Annotated in this window: 22 protein-coding genes and 3 tRNA genes; 19 read left to right on the plus strand and 6 right to left on the minus strand. The window is 73.2% G+C overall.

Translation table 11 applies throughout. The annotated features are described in order from the left end of the window. Positions 1–25 precede the first annotated feature (25 nt). The 9 genes from ET495_RS15500 to htpX all read left to right on the plus strand — a co-directional run bounded on the left by ET495_RS15500 (position 26) and on the right by htpX (position 8111). Positions 26–220, plus strand: coding sequence for a hypothetical protein (locus ET495_RS15500; protein WP_129205533.1), 195 nt, complete (start codon positions 26–28; stop codon positions 218–220). Further along, positions 220–936 carry a hypothetical protein gene (locus ET495_RS18270; RefSeq protein ID WP_211340861.1) on the plus strand — a complete coding sequence of 239 codons (717 nt, stop codon included), beginning with the start codon at positions 220–222 and terminating at the stop codon, positions 934–936. The genes ET495_RS15500 and ET495_RS18270 overlap by 1 nt, the downstream gene beginning before the upstream one ends. Before the next feature lie 80 nt (positions 937–1016). Then, the gene (locus ET495_RS15510; protein WP_129205534.1) at positions 1017–2615 is read left to right on the plus strand and encodes an OmpA family protein; all 1599 of its coding nucleotides are present in this window, start codon (positions 1017–1019) and stop codon (positions 2613–2615) included. 71 nt (positions 2616–2686) lie between these two features. Next, complete coding sequence (locus tag ET495_RS15515) at positions 2687–3964, plus strand: hypothetical protein (RefSeq protein ID WP_129205535.1); 1278 nt, start codon at positions 2687–2689, stop codon at positions 3962–3964. A gap of 349 nt (positions 3965–4313) precedes the next feature. Then, on the plus strand, positions 4314–4538 hold the full coding sequence (locus ET495_RS15520) for a hypothetical protein (protein ID WP_129205536.1): 225 nt from the start codon (positions 4314–4316) through the stop codon (positions 4536–4538). After that, a complete protein-coding gene (locus tag ET495_RS15525) occupies positions 4535–5059 on the plus strand; it encodes a hypothetical protein (protein WP_129205537.1) in 525 nt (174 codons plus the stop codon). The genes ET495_RS15520 and ET495_RS15525 overlap by 4 nt, the downstream gene beginning before the upstream one ends. After that, positions 5056–5430 (plus strand): hypothetical protein, encoded by a 375-nt coding sequence (locus ET495_RS15530; RefSeq protein ID WP_129205538.1) that lies wholly within the window; start codon positions 5056–5058, stop codon positions 5428–5430. Before ET495_RS15525 ends, ET495_RS15530 begins: the two co-directional genes overlap by 4 nt. A gap of 194 nt (positions 5431–5624) precedes the next feature. Further along, positions 5625–7034, plus strand: a complete 1410-nt coding sequence (locus ET495_RS15535) for an FAD-dependent oxidoreductase (RefSeq protein WP_129205539.1) — start codon at positions 5625–5627, stop codon at positions 7032–7034. A gap of 183 nt (positions 7035–7217) precedes the next feature. After that, on the plus strand, positions 7218–8111 hold the full coding sequence (gene htpX, locus ET495_RS15540) for a zinc metalloprotease HtpX (RefSeq protein WP_129205540.1): 894 nt from the start codon (positions 7218–7220) through the stop codon (positions 8109–8111). On the opposite strand, the gene ET495_RS15545 is transcribed toward htpX, so the two are convergent. Then, complete coding sequence (locus ET495_RS15545; RefSeq protein WP_129205541.1) at positions 8105–9175, minus strand: sugar-binding transcriptional regulator; 1071 nt, start codon at positions 9173–9175, stop codon at positions 8105–8107. The two genes, htpX and ET495_RS15545, sit on opposite strands and share 7 nt — an antisense overlap. Before the next feature lie 693 nt (positions 9176–9868). Between ET495_RS15545 and ET495_RS15550 the strand changes: the two genes are divergently transcribed. Beyond that, positions 9869–10537, plus strand: coding sequence for a class II aldolase/adducin family protein (locus tag ET495_RS15550; RefSeq protein ID WP_129205542.1), 669 nt, complete (start codon positions 9869–9871; stop codon positions 10535–10537). A gap of 45 nt (positions 10538–10582) precedes the next feature. Here ET495_RS15550 and ET495_RS15555 read toward each other — a convergent pair whose 3' ends face one another. Further along, positions 10583–11500, minus strand: coding sequence for an HAD family hydrolase (locus tag ET495_RS15555; protein ID WP_129205543.1), 918 nt, complete (start codon positions 11498–11500; stop codon positions 10583–10585). Beyond that, positions 11497–11991 carry a YajQ family cyclic di-GMP-binding protein gene (locus ET495_RS15560; RefSeq protein ID WP_129205544.1) on the minus strand — a complete coding sequence of 165 codons (495 nt, stop codon included), beginning with the start codon at positions 11989–11991 and terminating at the stop codon, positions 11497–11499. The genes ET495_RS15555 and ET495_RS15560 overlap by 4 nt, the downstream gene beginning before the upstream one ends. 180 nt (positions 11992–12171) lie before the next feature. On the opposite strand from ET495_RS15560, the gene ET495_RS15565 reads away from it, so the two are divergent. From ET495_RS15565 to ET495_RS15590, 6 genes are all read left to right on the plus strand, one after another. After that, positions 12172–12253: transfer RNA gene (locus ET495_RS15565), tRNA-Tyr, on the plus strand. Positions 12254–12410: 157 nt separating this feature from the next. Then, positions 12411–12483 (plus strand) — tRNA-Thr (locus ET495_RS15570). A gap of 64 nt (positions 12484–12547) precedes the next feature. Beyond that, positions 12548–12624, plus strand: a tRNA-Met gene (locus ET495_RS15575). Between the two features lie 103 nt (positions 12625–12727). After that, positions 12728–12898, plus strand: coding sequence for a 50S ribosomal protein L33 (gene rpmG / locus ET495_RS15580; RefSeq protein ID WP_079572326.1), 171 nt, complete (start codon positions 12728–12730; stop codon positions 12896–12898). 34 nt (positions 12899–12932) lie between these two features. Next, positions 12933–13403: an FAS1-like dehydratase domain-containing protein gene (locus ET495_RS15585; RefSeq protein WP_129205545.1), complete on the plus strand. Its 471-nt coding sequence runs from the start codon at positions 12933–12935 to the stop codon at positions 13401–13403. Next, positions 13400–13828 carry a MaoC/PaaZ C-terminal domain-containing protein gene (locus ET495_RS15590; protein WP_425471154.1) on the plus strand — a complete coding sequence of 143 codons (429 nt, stop codon included), beginning with the start codon at positions 13400–13402 and terminating at the stop codon, positions 13826–13828. Before ET495_RS15585 ends, ET495_RS15590 begins: the two co-directional genes overlap by 4 nt. A gap of 4 nt (positions 13829–13832) precedes the next feature. Here ET495_RS15590 and ET495_RS15595 read toward each other — a convergent pair whose 3' ends face one another. Next, complete coding sequence (locus ET495_RS15595) at positions 13833–14945, minus strand: LacI family DNA-binding transcriptional regulator (RefSeq protein ID WP_129205546.1); 1113 nt, start codon at positions 14943–14945, stop codon at positions 13833–13835. A gap of 196 nt (positions 14946–15141) precedes the next feature. On the opposite strand from ET495_RS15595, the gene ET495_RS15600 reads away from it, so the two are divergent. Further along, positions 15142–16422, plus strand: a complete 1281-nt coding sequence (locus tag ET495_RS15600; protein WP_129205547.1) for an MFS transporter — start codon at positions 15142–15144, stop codon at positions 16420–16422. Positions 16423–16447: 25 nt separating this feature from the next. After that, a complete protein-coding gene (locus ET495_RS15605) occupies positions 16448–17620 on the plus strand; it encodes a UDP-N-acetylmuramate dehydrogenase (RefSeq protein WP_129205548.1) in 1173 nt (390 codons plus the stop codon). A 34-nt stretch (positions 17621–17654) separates the two neighbouring features. Here ET495_RS15605 and ET495_RS15610 read toward each other — a convergent pair whose 3' ends face one another. Further along, positions 17655–18092, minus strand: a complete 438-nt coding sequence (locus tag ET495_RS15610) for a cupin domain-containing protein (protein ID WP_129205549.1) — start codon at positions 18090–18092, stop codon at positions 17655–17657. Positions 18093–18124: 32 nt separating this feature from the next. After that, on the minus strand, positions 18125–18577 hold the full coding sequence (locus tag ET495_RS15615) for a RidA family protein (protein ID WP_129205550.1): 453 nt from the start codon (positions 18575–18577) through the stop codon (positions 18125–18127). A 35-nt stretch (positions 18578–18612) separates the two neighbouring features. Here ET495_RS15615 and ET495_RS15620 point away from each other — a divergent pair, with 35 nt between their 5' ends. Then, on the plus strand, positions 18613–19413 hold the full coding sequence (locus ET495_RS15620) for a fumarylacetoacetate hydrolase family protein (protein ID WP_129205551.1): 801 nt from the start codon (positions 18613–18615) through the stop codon (positions 19411–19413). The last annotated feature ends 14 nt before the right edge of the window (positions 19414–19427 follow it).

Consider the following 19427-nt stretch of genomic DNA (forward strand, 5'->3'; position numbering starts at 1 on the left):
CCACGCCATCTGAAGGAGGAGCACCATGACACGCGCGTTCATCAAGACCAAGTACCGGATCCAGCAGGCTCTCGAGGGCCGCGAGCGCGGCGCCAGCACGATCGAGTACTTCGGTGTGGTCGTCGTCGCCGTGATGCTCATCGTGGCGATGATCGCGGCCTTCCGGGGCTTCAACCTGGGCGCCAAGATCACGACCGAGCTCAACAAGATCCAGGGTTGATGATCAGACTCCGAGACGCCGACGAGGGCGCGGCCACCAGCGGGACGCTGGCCGTCGCCTTCGTCGGCGTCGTGGCGCTCGTCTTCATGGCGACGCTGCCGCTCCTGCGGGCCACGGATCACTCGGCCCGGAGCCACACCGCGGCGGAGGCGGCGGCCCTCGCCGGAGCCCGGCACGTGAGCGAGCACTTCCTCGAGGAGCTTGCGGGCGTGACGTTCGGCTCCCTTGCCGGTCGCGGAGACCTCGCCGCGAGGTGGGTCGGGCGCGCGCAGGGTCCCGCTCTCGGTTACCGGGCAGCCTCGGACTACGCCGCGGCCAACGACGCCCTGGTGCGTCCGGACTGGTACCGCTACGACTTCAGGCGCAGCACGGTGGCTGTGCGGGCGCAGCTGCGTGAGCCCGGTCCCAACGGCAGGCGCGCCGAGTCCGACGCGACGGCCGAGGTGGGCCTGAACCTCGCCTCGTGCCGCCTGGACGCCGCCCGCGAGGAGATCCCGCCGCCCCCGCCCCCGCCCCCGCCGCCGGAGCCCGAGGACGGAGAGGCCCCCGAGCCGCCCCCGCCCGCAGCCGAGCCGCCCCCGCCGCAGTACACGCCGTGGGAGTTCACCTTCTCGTGCCAAGGCACGGCGACGCTGCACGGCAAGCACCTCGGGGCCTTGCTGGACCAGGCCCGGGCCCTTGTGGAGCGGGCGGTCGAGCCCCGTCTCGTGCGATGAGGCAGGGCCGCGCGCCGAGCCCATGACAGTGACCCTGCGACGTGTGCTCGCGCGTCGCCAACGACGGTGAGAGGACCGACATGACGCGACGACACTCCCCGCGCACGGCGGCGCGAACCACCGCGGCGCTGGCGGGAGCCGTGCTGCTCCTGGCAGCGTGCACCGGCGAGGAAGCTGGCCCGGGCGGCGCGACCTCCGGCACCGCGACGCCGCAGGCGAGCGGCGACGCCCAGTCGCCGACGCCGGGCCCGGACGACGTCGCGACGTCGTTCACGATGGCGATCGGCGGCGGCGAGGTGGAGGTCGACGTCCACCCGCTGGTCCGTTCGGACGAGCACGTGGTGCTGACCTACGACCTGCGCCCGACGGCGGGTCCCGGCGACGCCGGCGACAGCCTCGGGGCCAACGTCCTGTATGACGACGTCACCAGCCAGCGGGTGCCCGGCGGAGCGGTGCGGCTCGTCGACGTCCCGTCCGGGCGCGTCCACCTCCCGGGCGTCGACGCCGACGGCTACGGCGTCGGCGAGCCGTCCGACCTGCCGACCGTGCCGGCCGAGGGCGTGCGGGTCCAGCGCGCCTACGCGGCTCCGGAGGCCGGCACGGAGGTGCTCTCCGCCCTGTTCCCCGGCGCTTTGGTCCCGGACGTGCCCGTCGTCGACGGCCCCGTCCCGTCGCCGGCCCTCGATGACGACGGCGCCGAGCCGATATCGCTCGACGCGGTGGCAGAGGCGCCCGTGACCGAGGCCAGCCGGTTCACGCGGCAGCTCGACGGCGCCGTCCAGGTCATCGAGTCCAGCGAGCAGGTGCAGGTGAGCCTGGGCAGCGACGTCCTCTTCGCGACGGACTCGGCGGAGCTCACCGAGGCGGCGCAGGCCGCCCTGGCCGAGGCCGCGAACCAGCTCAAGAGCCACGCACCCGGTGTGGTCGACGTCGTGGGCCACACCGACGACGTCGGCGACGAAGCCTCCAACCAGTCGTTGTCGGAGCGGCGGGCCGCCTCCGTCGCGGGGGCGCTCGAGACGCTGATCGACACCTCGGACTACGAGCTGCGGCAGTCCGGCCGCGGCGAGAGCGAGCCGCTCGTGGCGAACGACTCGGACGGAAACCGCCAGCTCAACCGACGGGTCGTGCTGAGCCTGACCTCCACGGCGACTCACCGGGCGCCCGTGGAGACGGCTGGTGAGACCCCGCCCTTCGAGGACGGCCCGGTCGCCACGGGTGCCGAGGGGGTCGTGCTCGACGGCACGCGCCAGGTCCGGATCACGGCGCCCGAGGTGCGCCGCGTGGGCGACGACGCTCTGCTGGTCACCATCCAGGTCGAAGCGCTCGATGACGAGGTCGACTCGAACTTCGGGTTCGGTGGCCTGAGCAGCGTCTTCTCGTACCGCGGGGACGGGACGGTGTATCCGCAGAACGCGCTCGGCGTCGCGCTCGTGACCGGCGCGACGGCCGTCTACCCGTTCGACTACCTGCTCTCCACGAGGGACAACGGCGTGCAGGACTGGCGCCCGCTGGCCGACCTCGACACGCTCCAGCAGATCGACGGCGGGAAGACGGCCACGTTCGTGGGCCTCTACCCCGCGATCTCCGATGCGGACACCGCCACGGTCCAGGTGGGCCGGGGCCTGGGAGCGCAACCGTTCCGCCTGACCGACATCCCGGTGGTCGACGGCGACTGAACGCCGGTCGAGACGAGCTGCGAGGAGGCATTGTGCGCGTGCAAGCGTCGGACGAGAGAGGTAGCTCACCCTTGGAGCTGCTCGGCATCACGATGTCGGTGGTGGTGCTCGTGACCGCTGTCACGGTGGCGATGGTGGGTTTCGACCTGGGGCCGAGAGTCGCCGCCCAGTTGTGCAAGATCGTGCCCGGCGCCTCGTGCGAGGAACCTGGGCCGGCGCGCTCGGCGGCCGATCACGTCCCGCCCGAGCCGTGTGTCGTCGGCGGCGACGGCGGCGCAGTGCGAGGGTCGGTCGCCGCGGGCATCAAGATCGACGGCGGCTACACCTGGTTCATCGAGGAGCTCGGCAACGGCCAGTACCGGTTGTCCCGGACGGCAGAGCAGGGGGTCGGGGCAGAGACGGGCGCGGGGTTCGACGTGTCGGTCACGCTGGACGGCAGCCGGTTCGGGGCGGCGTTGTCTGCGGGTGCGGCGGTCACCGCCGCACTGCGCGAGGGCGACGTCTACTACGCGTCCAGCGACGCCGAGGCGCAGGAGATCCTGCATGCGGCGCTGGCTGACGACGTGAAGGACCGGGTCGTCGGTGACAGCTGGTGGGGACGTGACGCCGTCGACTGGTTGACCCTCGCGTCCGACAAGGAGCAGCGCGAGCCCGAGTCGACCTTCGTCAAGGCCGGCGTCGACGCGACGGCGCAGGCCGCCGCGACGCTGCTGGACCTGGACGCGAGCGCCGGCGTGGAGGCCGGGGACTTCCTGGGGCGGACGACGTACCGGGACGGCCGTACGACCGACCACTTCACCTCCAGCTCGAGCGCCTCCGTCCAGGCGAGCACTGTGACGGATCAGGCCGGGGCGTCTGCCGCAGGCGCCCTCGGGATCGAGCTCGACCGGGACAAGGACGGCAACCCGACGGCGATGCGAATCGTCTCGACGAGCTCGGCGCACGCGGATGTCGCCAGCTGGGACAACCCGGCCTCCGACCCCCGGTACACGCAGACCACGTGGGAGGTGCCCCTGAAGAGCGCCGAGGACCGAGCCATCGCAGCGGGCATCGCACGCGAGCTCGGCCTGTCGATCGTCGACCTGGCCACGTCGACCGCGCGGCTCGCGCCCGACCCGACACGCCTGGCCGCGAGCTTGGCGCAGTTCGACAACTTCGCCAAGACGAAGGGCTACGTATGGGTGCAGGAGTACGAGCTGGGCGACTCCACGTACGGGGCAAACTTCGACGCCAAGTGGTTGCTGGAAGCAGGTCTCTCGGCGGAGTACACGGGCAGCAGCCGCAAGGCGACGTCGTACAAGTACTGGGACGGTACGCAGTTCGCGGACCGCGCCGGGTGCGTGGCGTAGGTGGGCCGACGGGGAGGAATGTCATGAGATTGCGTGGTCGGAGCTTCTCGGCGGTGTGCGCCGGGCTCGCCGCGACTGCCGGCCTTGTGGTGGCTTGCGCGCCGGGACGCCCCGCGCCCGACGTCGACCCGAGCTGGACGACGCACACGCTCGGCCCGGTCACCTTCCGGACACCGCCAGAGTGGGCGGAGCTCGAGTCGACGGCGCAGACGTTGACGGTCGGTGAGGAGAGCGACGCGGCGGTGCGCCCCGGCGTGAGCGCGACGGTCCTTGACGACCCTGCGATGGATGCGGCGGCCGAGGCGCGGTCGCTGGTGGTGCGTGAGCAGGCGACCCGCGGGCCCAGGACGTGCACAGCCAGGAGGTCGACGTCCCCGGCGCGCGGGCAGCGGTCGAGGTCTCGCTGTGGAGCGTGCAGCCCACCGCCGGCGGCGACACGCACGTGCGGTGGCGCTGGCTGGTCGCCGACCTCACCGACGGGAGGCAGGCGCTCGTCGGGGTCCTCGGCGTCCGGGAGACGTTCGAGGCCCTGCCGCTCGACGAGGTCTTCGACTCGGTGGAGCTCGCTCCGTGACCACGACGAGCGAGCGGTTGCGCCGGGTGTTCCGCATGAGCGGCTACACGGCGGCGGCCTCGGTGGCGGTCTGCCTGGTCGCTGCCGGCGTCGTGCTCACACGCGGCGACGTCGTTCCAGCGCCGACGGCGTCGGCATGGGTCGGCGCCGGTCAGGCGGTCCACGTGGCCCTCGGTTCGCGAGGGCCCGTCTGGGGCGTGGGCGCGCGGCTCGATCCCGAGGCCGTGCGCTGCGAGTGGACGTCGCGGCACGGCGAGTCGGGCACGCTCGACATGGGCGCTGCTGGGGCGCGCACGTCGGAGGGCACGTCGGAGGGGACGGCCGTGCTGCTCGGGGACGCCGAGGGCACCGAGGCGCACACCGTCGTCTGCTCGGGCGGGGGGCTCGAGCGGTTCGCGGTGGCTGCGCCGACGACCGCGCCGCCGGCGGCCGCGCTCGGCGTCGGGTTCATCGCGTTCGCGGTCGTGGCTGCGGTCTGGGCCGTGGTGTCGTTGCGTTCCACGCGGCGGAGGTCGTCGTGACCGTGCGACAGGTCGTGCGCTCGGCGGGCGTCGTCCTCGCCTATGCCGCGATGGGCCTGGCCTGCCTGGTGCTGGTCGGCGTCCTCGCGGACCGGGGTGCGGCGTTGACCGCCCTGCTGGCCGCGCGCGCCGTGCTGGTGACGGCCGGTCTCGTGGCGATCGGCGTGGTGACCGCACGGGGCCGTGGCACGGGAGCGCACACGCTGCTCGCGGTGCTGGGGTATGCCGCCTGCCCCGCGGCGTGGGTCGGGCGGGCGTTCCTGTCCCAGCTGTGGTTCGCGCCGGGGCCGGCGACCGTCGCGCTCGACGCCGTCGCGTGGCTCGCCGTCGTGCTGGCCGCGAGGGTCGTCGTCACGCGCACGCGTGCGTGAGCGCGCCGGGTTGTCGTCGGCCCGCACCGGGCGGCGGGAAGCGCGTCGGTGGAGGTTTCGTCCAGGTTCTGGACCGACCGGCGGATGCCAAGGCGGGCTGCTGCGAGCCTGGCCGTAGACTCGGAGGTTGAGAACTCGTGGCGCGCCGCAACCCCTGGTTCGCGCCGATCCCCGACCGGAAGGCTCCTTCCGCTGTGACCAGCATCCGTCCTCTGCGCGTCGCGATCGTCGGTGCCGGCCCCGCCGGCATCTACGCGGCGGACATCCTGTCGAAGACCGACCTGGACGTCTCGATCGACCTGTTCGAGCGCCTTCCCGCACCCTTCGGCCTGGTCCGCTACGGCGTCGCACCTGACCACCCGCGCATCAAGCAGATCATCGTGGCGCTGCACAAGGTGCTCTCGCGCGGGGACGTGCGCCTGATCGCCAACGTCGACTACGGCGTCGACGTCAAGCTGGAGGACCTGCGCCAGTTCTACGACGCCGTCATCTTCTCGACCGGCTCCATCAAGGACGCCCCGCTGCCGCTGCCCGGCGTGGACCTGCCCGGCTCGTTCGGCGCGGCCGACTTCGTCTCCTGGTACGACGGCCACCCCGACGTGCCGCGCACGTGGCCGCTCGAGGCCCGGACGGTCGCGGTGCTGGGCGCCGGCAACGTCGCGCTCGACGTCGCCCGCATCCTGGCCAAGCACGCCGACGACCTGCTGCCCACCGACATCCCGGCCAACGTGTACGAGGGCCTCAAGGCGTCGCCGGTCACCGACGTCCACGTCTTCGCGCGCCGCGGCCCGGCGCAGGTCAAGTTCTCGCCGCTGGAGCTGCGCGAGCTGGGCCACGTGCCCGACGTCGACATCGTCGTGTACCCCGAGGACTACGACTTCGACGAGGGGTCGATGGCGGCCATCGAGTCGTCCAACCAGACCAAGCAGGTCGTCAAGACCCTCACGGACTGGACGCTGACGGACCCGTCGGCCCAGACGGCGAGCCGCCGCATCCACCTGCACTTCCTGCACCAGCCCGACGCCATCCTCGGCGACGGCAAGGTCGAGGCCCTGCGCACCGAGCGCACCGCCCTCCAGGGCGACGGCACCGTGCGCGGGACGGGGGAGACGCACGAGTGGCCCGTCGAGGCCGTCTACCGCGCCGTCGGCTACTTCGGTTCGCCCCTGCCCGGGATCCCGTTCGACCAGGACCGTGGCGTGATCTCCAACCGTGAGGGGCGCGTCGTCGACCTGAGCGGAGCCCACCTGCCCGGCGTGTACACGACAGGCTGGATCAAGCGCGGCCCCGTGGGCCTCATCGGCCACACCAAGTCCGACGCGTCCGAGACCATCCGCCACCTCGTCGAGGACGTCACCGGCGTCGGCGAGGGCGGCAACCCCGCCGACGGCGACGCCGCGGGCGGGCGGACCGCGCCGCACGGCGAACCGCGGGCCGTGCTCGACTTCCTGGCCGAGCGCGGCGTCGAGTACGTCGAGTGGCACGAGTTCGAGGTGCTCGACGAGCACGAGAAGGCGCTCGGCGTGCCGCAGGGTCGCGAGCGGATCAAGGTCGTGCCGCGCGAGGAGATGATCGCGGTCGCCAAGGGGCGCACCCTGGCCTGAACCCGGCACACGGCGGTCGCCCCGCGAGCCCGTCTCCCGCCGGCGTCCGCGCCCTCCGTGCGCGGCCAACGGCGCGTGCGGCTCGCGCCGGGCGCCGCCACCGCGGGAACCGACGCCGCCCCCGCCGCGTTCTCCCCGGCAGGGGCACGCACGCGCCACGCACGCCCCGGGGAGGATGAGAACATGCGCCAGCGCAACCACTTCAACGGCGTCAAGACGGCCGCCCTGTTCGGCGTCATGTGGGCCGTCGTGCTCGGGGTCGGCTGGCTCGCGGGGGGCGGCACGGGCCGCTTCCTGTGGCTGTTCACGCTCGTCGGCCTGGTCATGACGTTCGTCGGCTACTGGAACTCCGACAAGATCGCCATCCGCGCGATGCACGCCTACCCGGTCACCGAGCTCGAGGCACCGGAGATGCACCGCATCGTGCGCGAGCTGTCGACGGCGGCCCGCCAGCCGATGCCCCGCCTGTACATCTCGCCCACGCGCGCCCCGAACGCGTTCGCGACGGGCCGCAACCCCAAGAACGCGGCCGTCTGCTGCACCGAGGGCATCCTGCAGCTCCTCGACGAGCGCGAGCTGCGCGGCGTGCTCGGCCACGAGCTCATGCACGTGTACAACCGCGACATCCTCACGGCGTCGGTCGCCTCGGCGCTCGCGGGCGTCATCACCTCGCTCGCGCAGTTCCTGCTGTTCTTCGGCGGCGGCAACCGCCGCGAGGGCGGCAACCCGCTCGCGGCGCTCGCGATGGTCATCCTCGCCCCGATCGCGGCGACGCTCATCCAGCTCGCGATCTCCCGCACGCGCGAGTACGACGCCGACGAGGACGGCGCGAAGCTCACGGGTGACCCCTTGGCGCTGGCGAGCGCGCTGCGCAAGCTCGACCAGGGCACGGCGGCCGCGCCGCTGCCGCAGACCCGCGAGCTGGAGAACGTCAGCCACCTCATGCTGGCCAACCCGTTCCGCGGGGCGGGCCTGGCGAAGCTCTTCTCGACGCACCCGCCGATGGCCGAGCGCATCCGGCGCCTGGAGGCGATGGGAGGTCAGGGCTTCGGGCCGGGCGGCATCACGCGCTACTGAACGCCTGCGCGCGGGTCGCGCCCGGGACGCGGGACCCCGTTGTGCGGGCTGCCGTTGTACGCCGTTCCGTCGTACGGCTCCCCTGGGTACGGCTCCCCGTTGTGCGGTGCGCCGGACCGGAGCCGTCCGAGGATCAGTTCCGCCGTCGCCTCGTCGGTGACGAGGCCTCGCAGAAGGTTCCCGCGGGCGGCACCGAGAATCGCGTCGACCTTGTGCGCGCCGTTGGCGACGCCGATCACCAGCGGGATGCGGCCGAGCTCCTCGGGGGTCAGCGCGAGCATGCGGGCGCACAGCGGTGTGACGATGTGCCGGCCCTGGGCGTCGTAGTGGTGGTCCAGGATGTGGCCGACGGCCTTCCCCCGGGTGATGGCCGCCGCGACCTCGGGGGTGCGGTGGCCGGCGAGCTCGGGGTGACCGGCGGTGACGCCACCCACTCCGACGATGGCGACGTCGGCCCGTGCGGCGAGCGCCATCGTCGTGGCGACGCTCTGCTCGCGCCGCAGCTGCAGGGCGGTCTGCGCGTCGTCCGCGAAGAGCGGGAAGGGGGCACGCGCGCAGGTGGCGCTGAGCCTCCGGGCGATCTGGTGGCACAGCGCGGGAGAGTCGCGGTCCCGCGCCGACCCCGGCTCGCGAGGCGACCCGAGGAGCTGCACGACGGTGGTGTGCGGCCGGGGGACGGCGGGCAGGCTGCGCGCCGTCGCCGCGACGGCTCGTCCGTTGCCCACGCCGATGACCTGGCCGTCCGCCGCCACCTCGGTCAGGAGGTCTGCCGCCGTGCGGCCCAGGGCGTCGATCGTGCAGGGTCCGCGCGTCTCCGCGACGCGCACGAGCGTGAGCGCGAGCCCCTCCTTGAGCCTCTGCTCGATCTCGAGAACGTGCTCCAGCGGGTGGGTGATCGTCACGCGCACGATGCCGGCCCGCTTGGCGCGGGTGAGCAATCGAGAGACGGTGGCGCGCGAATAGCCGATGGTGCGCGCTATCTCTGCCTGAGTCTGATGCTCCGAGAAGTAGAGCCGCGCGACGTGGAGTTGAACCTCGATGTCGTCGCGCTCGCATTGTCTCACGCGGTCAGGGTACTCATCCCTCGCGCGGACTCGCGCCGGAAATCGTTGCGCGCGGCGCCCCGGTGAACGGATGTGCGTTCATTTCGTGCAAATCGCCCGGCGTGAAGTCCGAATGGGGCCGTAGCCGCAGGTGAAGTGACCGCCCGCCAGGCGGCCGGGCGCATGGCGTGAACAGATGCGCGGTCATTCGGTTGTCCGACCGGGGTGGCCTCGGTACTTTCAGCGAAGCCGCCAGCGGAACGGACCTCCAGTGTTCGAGCCGTGCGCCCGGCCCGAATGCCACATGATGGAGTGCCGCCATGCGTGAAGGGTGCGTGAGGCGCGAGCCGGTCTGGTTCGCCGGGGCGGAAAGTCGCAGGTCAGGTCGGGTTCCTGCGGCGAACGGCCGGAATGGTCGCCGCCCGGGGGTGGTCCGGTGGCAGAAGACGGTCGAGACGAGCGCGAATACCGGGACGGTGGCCGTGGCCGGCCGATTCTCGCCGTCGTCGCGAGGGCGAGGAGTTCAGGGCCTTGCAGCCGCGGTCGCCAATGGCGCGCGCGAAGGCCGCCCCGGGCGAGGACGACAGCCGACAGGCATCCGCGGGGTTCGGTCGGTTCATTCCTGTGGCGCGCCCCCATGATTTCCGAGCCTTGTCGAGCGAATGCCGATGAATGACGCACCCCAGCCCGACGTTCCCCGTGAGTGAGGTAGCCATGCTCGAGAGCCTGAAGAAGGACGTGGTCCACATCGCCCATCGTGCGCAGCGCGAGGGTCTGTGCAAGCACCGGTCCGGGAGCTTCAGTGCCCGCGACGCGACGACGGGGATGATCGCGGTCACGCCCGCGGGCATCGAGCAGGACGAGATGGGCCCGCGGGACGTCGTGGTGATGGACCTCGACGCGCGTGTCGTCGAGAGCCCGTGGGGGCTGCGCCCGGCGGCCGAGGTCCTCATGCACCTGGCCATCTACGAGGCGCGGCCCGACGTCCGCGCGATCGCCCACACCCGGTCGGCGTACGCGACGGCGTTCTCCGTCCTCGGCCGTCCCCTGCCCGCCGTCGTCTTCGAGGCGGCCGCTCTCGGCCTCACCAAGGCGCGCGTCCCGGTGGCCCCGTACGAGCGTCCGGGCACGCCGGCCCTCGCCAACGCCGTGCTGCCGGCCGTCCTGGAGGCCGACGTGCTGCTGCTGGCCCGGCACGGAGTGGTGGCGGTCGACCACGGGAGCATCGACGAGGCCTTCCTGAAGGCGGCCTACGTCGAGGAGCTGGCGGAGCTCTACCACCACGCGCTGCTGGCCAACGGGGGGCGTGAGCCGGAGTCGTTCGACCAGGACGAGCTCAGCCGGTGGGAGTACCCCCGAGAGGTGTCGTTCCCCGGGGAGTGACCGCGCGGCAACCCGCGACCGACGTCGGCCTCGCCGGTAGCCCGCTCAGCCCGCGTCCGTGCGCGGGTGCCCGAGGGCCGCGTCCATCGCGGCCTCGAGCGCCACCGCGACGCCGTCGTCGTCGTTGGAGCCGACGACGGCGTCGGCGGCAGCGAGCACCTGCGGGTGCGCGTTGGCCACCGCGTGGCCGCGGCCGGCCCACCGCAGCATCGGCAGGTCGTTGGGCATGTCGCCGAACGCCCAGACGTCGGCGGCGTCGATGCCCAGCCCCGCGCACCACCGCGCGAGCGCGGCGTCCTTGGTGACGTCGGGGGCGAGCAGCTCGGCGAGCCCGCCGGCACCCGAGTAGGCCAGGTGCGCGCGTGCGCCGACGGCGTCGCGCACGCGCGCGAAGAACGCCTCCTGCGCGGCGGTGGCCGTCACGGGCGCCGTGGCGGGCGTGCTCCACGGCTTGCCGGCACCGGGGCCGTCGTCGGCCTCCGCCGGGGCCTGGCGGGGCGTGTCCAGCGCGAGGATCTTGCCCACCGGCGCGGCGCCACGGCCGAGCGCGCTCTCGACGGCGGGGGTGACCCACGCGGGGTCGAGGGACTCGCCCGAGCGGAACGCGGCGTCGTACACGGGCCCGTCGACGCGCTCGAACGCGAGCGCGACGCCCGGCAGCGCGGCGCGCAGGTCGGCGACGACGGCGCGGGCGTCGTCGTCGCCGAAGCCGCGCACGTCGAGCGCCGCGCCGGACGCGAGGTCCCACACGGCGGCACCGCCGAGGCACACCACGCGCCCGTGCCCGCCGACGACGTCGGCCAGGTGGCCGAGCCAGCGCGGCGGGCGCGCGGTGACGAACACCACCTCGACCCCGGCGCGCTCGGCGGCGCCCAGTGCGCGGCGCGTGCGTGCGGAGATCGTGCCGTCGCCGCGCAGCAGCGTGCCGTCGAGGTCGGTCGCGACGAGGCGGGGGAGGTTCACCGGTAGTTGGTGAACTGGAGCGCGACGTCGAGGTCTGCGCCCTTGAGCAGCGTGATCACGGTCTGCAGGTCGTCGCGCGACTTGCTCGTGACGCGCACCTCGTCGCCCGTGATCTGCGTCTTGACGCCCTTGGGGCCCTCGTCGCGGATGGTCTTGGTGATCTTCTTCGCGGCCTCGCCGCTGAGACCCTCCTTGATCGAGGCGGCCAGGCGGTACTCCTTGCCCGACGGCTTGGGCTCCTTGTCGCCCGTGTCGAGGGCCTTGAGGGAGATGCCGCGCTTGACGAGCTTGGTCTCGAACACGTCGAGGATCGCCAGCACGCGCTCGGCCGAGTTGGCGACCATCAGGATCGACTCGCCGCTCCAGGCGATCGAGGCGCCGACGTTCTTGAAGTCGTAGCGCTGCGCGATCTCCTTGCCGGCCTGGTTGAGGGCGTTGTCGACCTCCTGGCGGTCGACCTTGGAGACGATGTCGAACGACGAGTCGGCCACGGTGATGCTCCTTGGGATCGGGGGTGACGGTCGGGGGGTGACGGTCGGGGTGACAGTTGGCGTGACAGTTGGGGTTGACGTCCTGACGCTCACCGTAGCCTCGCGCGCGCCGCGATTTCACGGCGAGGCCGAACGGGCGCTATGGTTGCTCCCGCCCTGCTTCGGTGGGGTACCACACCTGGCAGGTTGCCCGAGCGGCCAAAGGGAGCTGACTGTAAATCAGCCGCGTCATGCTACGGGGGTTCGAATCCCTCACCTGCCACCCTGGACGAGGGGCCCGGCCGATCGGCCGGGCCTTTCGTCGTGGGGGTCCCTGCCGGCACGCCGGAGGGCGCGAGGGAGGCCCTCGTCACACGCGCGATGCGTGCGATGGAGCCGATTTCGCAGCCTGCCGGATGCCGTGTAGAGTCTTCCCCGCTGCCCCGATAGCTCAGTCGGCAGAGCGTCTCCATGGTAAGGAGAAGGTCAAGGGTTCGATTCCCTTTCGGGGCTCTGTGATCTCGGCGCGGGGCCGCCTCCGAACTCGGCAGGTGGCCTCGCGTTAAGTCACGTTTGTGGCGGGGTAGCTCAGCTGGTCAGAGCGCACGACTCATAATCGTGAGGTCGCGGGTTCGAGCCCCGCCCTCGCTACCACTTCAGACAGGGGTCCTCACGGACCCGACGGCACGACGGCCGGCGTCGTTGCCGACTCCGATTTGCACGCAGCGCCTACCGGGGGCGCGAGAGGTGAACCACCATGGCTGCCAAGAGCGCGGACGTCCGCCCCAAGATCACGCTTGCCTGCGTGGACTGCAAGGAGCGGAACTACATCACCAAGAAGAACCGCCGCAACGACCCGGACCGTCTGGAGCTCGCGAAGTTCTGCCCGCGCTGCGGGAAGCACACCTCGCACCGCGAGACCCGCTGACGCAGGCGCCTTCGCTTCGCGGCGACAACCGAGCATGACCGACACGCTGCCCGACACCGCTTTCGCGGGACGCGAGTACCCGGCCACCGCGCCGTACTCCGTGGCCCGCGAGAAGCTTCGTGAGTTCGCGGCAGCCGTCGGGTCCGAGCACCCCGCCCACGTCGACATCGACGCGGCGCGGGGTCTCGGCTATCCGGACCTGGTCGCCCCCGCGACGTTCGCCGTCGTCGTCGCGCAGCGCGCCGAGGCGCAGTACATCGAGGACCCGGCCGCCCGGATCGACTTCTCGCGCGTGGTCCACGCCGACGAGCGGTTCACCCACCACCGCCCGATCGTCGCCGGTGACGAGCTCGTGACCGTGCTGCACGTCGACGGCGTCGTGCACCGCGCCGGCATCGCGACGGTCACCACGCGGTGCGAGATCGCCGCCCTGACGCCCGGCGGCGTGAGCGAGCCGGTCGCGACCGTCGTCTCGACGCTCGCCGTGCGCGGGGAGGACGCGTGACCGTGAACCGCCCGGTGCTCGACGACCTCGCCGTGGGCGACGTCGTCGCCACGCGCACCCTGACGTTCGACCGCGCGCGCCTGGTGCGCTACGCGGGAGCGAGCGGCGACTTCAACCGCATCCACTGGGACGAGGCGTTCGCCACGGGCGTCGGCCTGCCCGGAGTCATCGCCCACGGCATGCTCACGATGGGCGCCGCGGTCGGCGTCGTCGAGGACTGGGCGGGGGACCCGGGCGCCGTCGTCGACTACCAGACGCGCTTCACCCGGCCCGTGGTCGTGCCGCGCGACGGCGCCGCGCTCGTCGAGGTGACGGCCACGGTCGGCGCGCTCGACGTGCAGGCGCGCACCGCGCGCGTCGACCTGACCGCGACCTTCGAGGGCGTGCGCGTCCTGGGCAAGGCCCAGGCGGTCGTCCGGCTCTGACCGGCTAGCCCCGCTGGGGCGCCGGCCCCGTCGTGGTCCCCTGGACCAGGCGCACCGGCATCGACTGCACCGCGGGCGGGTCGCCCGCGAGCAGCCCGAGGACGGCACGCCCCAGCGCCGCGCCCTTCTCCCCGAGCGGCTGGTGCACGCTCGTGAGGACGTCGGGCGACAGCCACGGCAGGTCGAGCCCGTCGAACCCCGCCACGGAGACGTCCTGAGGCACGCGCAGCCCGAGCTCGCGCGCCGCGATCACCGCGCCGGCGGCCAGCAGGTCGGACTGCGCGAAGATCGCCGTCGGGCGCTGCTCGGCCGGGACCTGCGGGCCGAGGATCGCCAGGGCGGCGTCGCGGCCGTGCTCGACGAGCGAGGCCGGCGTCTCCCACGTGAGCACGGGTTCCACGACGTCGCGCACGCCCGCGAGCCGGTGCAGCGTGGGCGTGCGGTCGGCGAGCGCCAGGCGCGCGGCGTCGACGGGGCCGGAGCGCTCGCCGCGGCCGAACGGCAGCGCGATCTCGGCGATGCGGGTGTGCCCCAGGTCCACCAGGTGCTGGGCCGCCTCGGCCGCGCCGCCGCGGTCCTCGATCCGCACCAGGGGCGCACCCTCGACCTGACGGCCTTCGCCGATGACGACGCGCACGCCGCGCCGCTGGAGCGCGTGCAGATTGGGGTCGTCCGACACCACGCCCCACACGAGCACCGCGACGTCCATCGCCGCCGACTCGACCAGCGGGTCGACGCGCTCGACGCCCGAGGTGTCGGCGGCCGTGCCGGACGCCGCGTGCGAGAGCCCGGGCACCAGCAGGACCCCGAGCCCGCGCTCGCCGAGCACCTGCATCAGGCCGTCGAGCACCTGCACCGACACCGGGTCGCGGAACGCGCGGCCCGGGTTGTCGCCGATGACGACGCCGACGATGCCCGAACGGCCCGAGCGGAGCTGACGCCCGAGCGGGTTGGGGCCCGAGTAGCCGAGGTCCGTGGCGGCGGCCAGGACGCGAGCACGCGTCTCGGGGGTGATCGGCCCGGCGCCCGAGAACGCCAGCGACGCCGTCGAGACCGACACCCGGGCGCGCTCGGCCACCTTCGCCAGCGTGGGGCGTCCCGTGTCGCTGCGTGCCATCGCGTCTCCTGTCGGTGCGGTGCGAGTCCTGCGCAGCGGACCCGCTGCGCCCTGGCGTGCGGCACGGTCCCGAAGGTCGTAGGGACCGGTTCCGCCGCGCGGGGTGGGCGCGGGTGTGGCGCGAGCCTACCGGTGCCGTGGCCTCCAGCGCTCGGATCGGTTTGACGGGGCACGCGCCTTCCGGGACCGTCGCAGGGTGAAAAACACCGCAACCCGTGCCGCGGACGACGCCGCCTTCCGCCGTGCCACGCGTGCCGCGTGGGCGGTCTTCGCCGTCTTCGCCGCGAGCGGCGCGACCTTCGCGACCTGGGCCTCGCGCGTGCCCGCCGTGCGCGACGCGCTCGGCTTCTCGGGCAGCCAGATGGGCCTGCTGCTGCTCACCGGCGCCATCGGGTCGGTCGCGGCGCTGCCGCTGTCGGGGCTGATCACCAGCCGGCTCGGGGCCGCGCGCGCCGTCCTGGTCTTCGCCCTGGTCGCCGCGGCGGGGTACGCGCTGGTGTGCGTGGGGGTCGAGACGGGCGGCGCGCTCGCCGTGCGCGTCGGCCTGGCGGTCTCGGGAGTCGGCATCGGCGTGTGGGACGCCGCGATGAACCTCGAGGGCGCCGTCGTCGAGCAGCGCCTGGGGCGGGCGATCATGCCGCGCTTCCACGCCGGGTTCTCGCTCGGCACCGTCGTGGCCGCTGGCGTCGGCGCGCTGGTCGCGCACGCCGGGGTGTCGTTCGTGGTGCATGTCGGCATCGGTGTCGCACTCACGACGACGGCGGCGATCGTGGGTGTGCGCGGCTTCCTCCCCACGCCGCACACCGGTCACGCCGACCCGTCGCCGCTCGCCGTCGACGGTGCCGACCCCGCCGGCTCCGCGCCTGCACACGGCCTGCGCGACACCCTCGCGGCGTGGCGCGAGCCACGCACGCTGCTCGTGGGCCTCGTGGTGCTCGCCGCCGCGCTGACCGAGGGCGCCGCCAACGACTGGACGGGCCTGTCGCTGGTCGACGGGTTCGACGCCTCGCAGGCCACGGGAGCGTTCGGCCTGGCCCTGTTCCTGACCGCGATGACGTTGACGCGCCTGGCGGGCACCTCGCTCATCGACCGCTTCGGCCGGGTCACGGTGCTGCGGGCGAGCGCGGTGGCCGCGCTGGTCGGCGTCGGCACGTTCGCGTTCGCGCCGTGGCTGTGGCTCGCGATGGCCGGCAGCCTCGTGTGGGGCGCCTCGGCCGCACTGGGGTTCCCGCTGGGGATGTCCGCCGCGTCCGACGAGCCGGCGCGGGCCGCGATGCGCGTCGCCGTCGTCTCGACCATCGGGTATGCCGCGTTCTTCGTCGGCCCGGCCCTCATCGGGTTCTTCGCCGACCATGTCGGCTACCGGCACGCGCTCGCCGTGATCGCCGTGCCCGTGGTCGTGGGTCTGGCGCTCGCGGGGGCGGCGCGGCCGCTCGCGCAGGGCGGCGACGTCCCCGAAGGCGTACGCCCTGCGTGACGGGTTCTGCGCCTAGGGTGGAGGCGTGAGCATCTCGACGACCGCCCCGTCCTTGGCCGAGCTGACGACACTGCGGGTGGGCGGTCCCGCCGACGCGTACGTCGAGGCGACGACGGAAGCCGAGCTCATCGACACGATCCGGGCCGCCGACGACGCCGGGCAGCCGCTGCTCGTCGTCGGCGGCGGGTCCAACCTGCTGGTGTCCGACGAGGGGTTCGGCGGCGTCGTCGTGCGCGACCTGCGCACGGGCTTCGCTCTCGACGCGCAGGACACGTGCGGAGGCGCGAGCGTCTCGGCCGTCGGCGGTCAGGACTGGGACGAGGTGGTGGCCGCGTCGGTCGAGCACGGCTGGGTGGGCCTCGAGGCGCTGTCCGGCATCCCGGGCACGGTGGGTGCCGCCCCGGTGCAGAACATCGGCGCCTACGGGCAGGAGGTCGCCGGTGCGTTGTCGACGGTGCGCACCTGGGACCGGCTGCGTGGGCGTGTGCGAACCTTCGCGGTGGGGGAGCTGGGGCTCGGCTACCGCACGTCGGTGCTCAAGCGGTCGATGCGCGGTGCGCCCACGGCGGACGACCCGCAGGCGCCCTGGTACCCGACGCCGCGCTACGTGGTGCTCGACGTGACGTTCCAGATGCGGCTCGGCACGCTCTCGGCCCCGGTCGGCTACGCGGAGCTCGCGCGGACCCTCGGCGTCGAGGTGGGGTCGCGGGCGCCGTCGGCGGCGTTGCGTGAGGCGGTGCTGGAGCTGCGCGCAGGCAAGGGGATGCTGCAGGACGGGCGGTTCGGGTCGGCGCCCGGCGCCGACCACGACCGCTGGTCGGCCGGGTCGTTCTTCACCAACCCGGTCGTGCGCGCGGACGAGGCGGGCCTCCTGCCGCCCGAGGCACCCCGCTACCCGGTGCGCTCGGCCCTGCCGGCGACGACGACGGGTCCGAGCCTGGGTGCCGTCGACGAGAGCCTGGTCAAGACGAGCGCGGCGTGGCTCATCGACCACGCCGGCTTCGGCAGGGGCTTCGGCGTCGCCGGCCCCACGAGCCCGGCCACGTTGTCGACCAAGCACACGCTCGCGGTGACCAACCGTGGCGGTGCCTCCGCGGAGGACGTGGTCGCGCTCGCGCGCGTCGTGCGCGACGGCGTCCTCGACGCCTTCGGGATCGAGCTGGAGCCCGAGCCGGTGCTGGTGGGCGTCAGCCTGTAGGGCGGCGGAGCGCCCACCAGCGGGTGCCGTGCGGTCAGTCGACGTAGGCGATCTCGATGTCGGCGACGTCCTGGTCGGTGAGGTTGACGACGATGTTGTCGGGGTTGCGCGTCGTCATCCAGACGAGCTCCTCGGTGTGGCTCAGGTTGCCCTCGATGTGCGGCACGAAGGGCGGGACGTAGACGAAGTCCCCCTCCGCGAGGTAGACGATCTCCTCGTAGCGCTCACCGAAGCGGATGAACCCGTTGCCCTTGAAGACGTAGCCGCCGGTCTCGGCCTTGCCGTGGTGGTGCGGGTCGGAGACCTCGCCCGGGCCGGTGTACACCTTGCCGAACCAGAGGTCCTTGACCTCGGTGTTCTCCTTGCTGACGCCCGAGATGCGGCGGGCGTTCTTGGTCTGTCCAGGCGCCTGGGGGAGCTCGTCGCTGCGCTGGACGGTCAGGCGCTTGAGGGGGAGCTGGGTCTCGGTCATGGCGTTGTCTCCTGTTCCTGGTGGGTTCCCGCTCAGCGGGTGGGGGTGACGAGCCGCTCGTCGGGGATGACGGCGACGCCGAGGATCTCGATGAGGGCTTCGGGCTGCCACAGCCCTGTGGTGCCGATGCCGGCCATCGCCGGGTAGACCGGCCCGGCGAGCTCGCGCCACACGGCGCCGATCTCGCGCCCGTGGGCCTGGTATCCGGGGATGTCGGTCAGGTAGAGCGTGACCGACACCAGATCCTCGGGGCGCCCCCCGGCGGCGCGCAGCGTGGTGAGCAGGTTGCCGAACGCTTGCCGGAACTGCTCGACGATGCCGCCCGGGACGATCCGCATGGTGGCGTCGAGCGCCGTCTGGCCGCCGAGGTAGAGCGTGTTGCCGCTCAGCGTGCCGTGGGAGTAGCCGCTCGGGGCGGGCAGGGCGGGCGGGTTGACCGGTCGGGGGTCAGGTCCGTGCTCATGGTCGGCAGCGTAGACGGGCATTGACAACATGGCAACGTTCGTGCGAGAACTGAAATATGCGATTGGCGACCGTCACCACCCTGCGCGGCACCAGCGCCGCCGTCGAGACCGACGACGGCTGGCGAGCGCTGCCTGCCCCGGACCTCTCGGCGCTACTGGCCCGCGGCGGCGCCTGGCAGCCCGGGGAGGTCCTCGCGGAGGCGACGCCCACCCTCCCGCTGCCACGCCCCGGCAAGGTCATCTGCTGCGGCCTCAACTACGGCGACCACATCGCCGAGACGGGGCGGGACATGCCCGCCTACCCCACCCTGTTCGCCAAGCACGCCGACACGCTGCTCGCCGACGGCCAGGACATCCGCCTGCCCGCCGGCCTCCAGGTCGACTGGGAGGCCGAGCTCGCCGTCGTCGTCGGGCGCGAGCTGCGGCGCGCGAGCGAGGACGAGGCCCGCGCGGCCGTCGCCGGGTACACCGTCGCCAACGACATCTCGGTGCGCGACTGGCAGCGCCGCACGCCGCAGTGGTTCCAGGGCAAGAACTGGGACGCCACGACCCCGCTCGGGCCCGTCGTCGTCACCCCGGACGAGGCCGACCCGCAGGCCGGGCTCGACGTGCTGTGCCGCGTCAACGGCGTCGAGCGCCAGCGGGGCAGCACCCGGACGCTCGTCTTCCCCAGCGCCGCACTGCTCGCCTACGCCTCGACCTTCACGGTGCTGCGGCCCGGCGACATCGTGCTCACCGGGACGCCCGGCGGCGTCGGCATGGGCATGACGCCGCCCCTGTACCTGCGCGACGGCGACGTCGTCGAGACCGAGATCCCCGGTATCGGGACCCTCACCAACACCCTTCGCCTGGCGTGACCACCCGAGAGGAC

The organism is Xylanimonas allomyrinae, assembly GCF_004135345.1.
Classification (GTDB): Bacteria; Actinomycetota; Actinomycetes; order Actinomycetales; family Cellulomonadaceae; genus Xylanimonas; species Xylanimonas allomyrinae.

Excerpts from the sequence above, each read along its gene's own strand:
- ET495_RS15500 (WP_129205533.1), top strand. The coding sequence starts at position 26 with ATGACACGCGCGTTCATCAAGACCAAGTACCGGATCCAGCAGGCTCTC.
- ET495_RS15615 (WP_129205550.1), bottom strand. The coding sequence starts at position 18,577 with ATGCCCGTCTACGCTGCCGACCATGAGCACGGACCTGACCCCCGACCG.
- ET495_RS15585 (WP_129205545.1), top strand. The coding sequence starts at position 12,933 with ATGACCGACACGCTGCCCGACACCGCTTTCGCGGGACGCGAGTACCCG.
- rpmG (WP_079572326.1), top strand. The coding sequence starts at position 12,728 with ATGGCTGCCAAGAGCGCGGACGTCCGCCCCAAGATCACGCTTGCCTGC.
- ET495_RS15510 (WP_129205534.1), top strand. The coding sequence starts at position 1,017 with ATGACGCGACGACACTCCCCGCGCACGGCGGCGCGAACCACCGCGGCG.
- ET495_RS15620 (WP_129205551.1), top strand. The coding sequence starts at position 18,613 with ATGCGATTGGCGACCGTCACCACCCTGCGCGGCACCAGCGCCGCCGTC.
- ET495_RS15610 (WP_129205549.1), bottom strand. The coding sequence starts at position 18,092 with ATGACCGAGACCCAGCTCCCCCTCAAGCGCCTGACCGTCCAGCGCAGC.
- htpX (WP_129205540.1), top strand. The coding sequence starts at position 7,218 with ATGCGCCAGCGCAACCACTTCAACGGCGTCAAGACGGCCGCCCTGTTC.
- ET495_RS15550 (WP_129205542.1), top strand. The coding sequence starts at position 9,869 with ATGCTCGAGAGCCTGAAGAAGGACGTGGTCCACATCGCCCATCGTGCG.
- ET495_RS18270 (WP_211340861.1), top strand. The coding sequence starts at position 220 with ATGATCAGACTCCGAGACGCCGACGAGGGCGCGGCCACCAGCGGGACG.
- ET495_RS15595 (WP_129205546.1), bottom strand. The coding sequence starts at position 14,945 with ATGGCACGCAGCGACACGGGACGCCCCACGCTGGCGAAGGTGGCCGAG.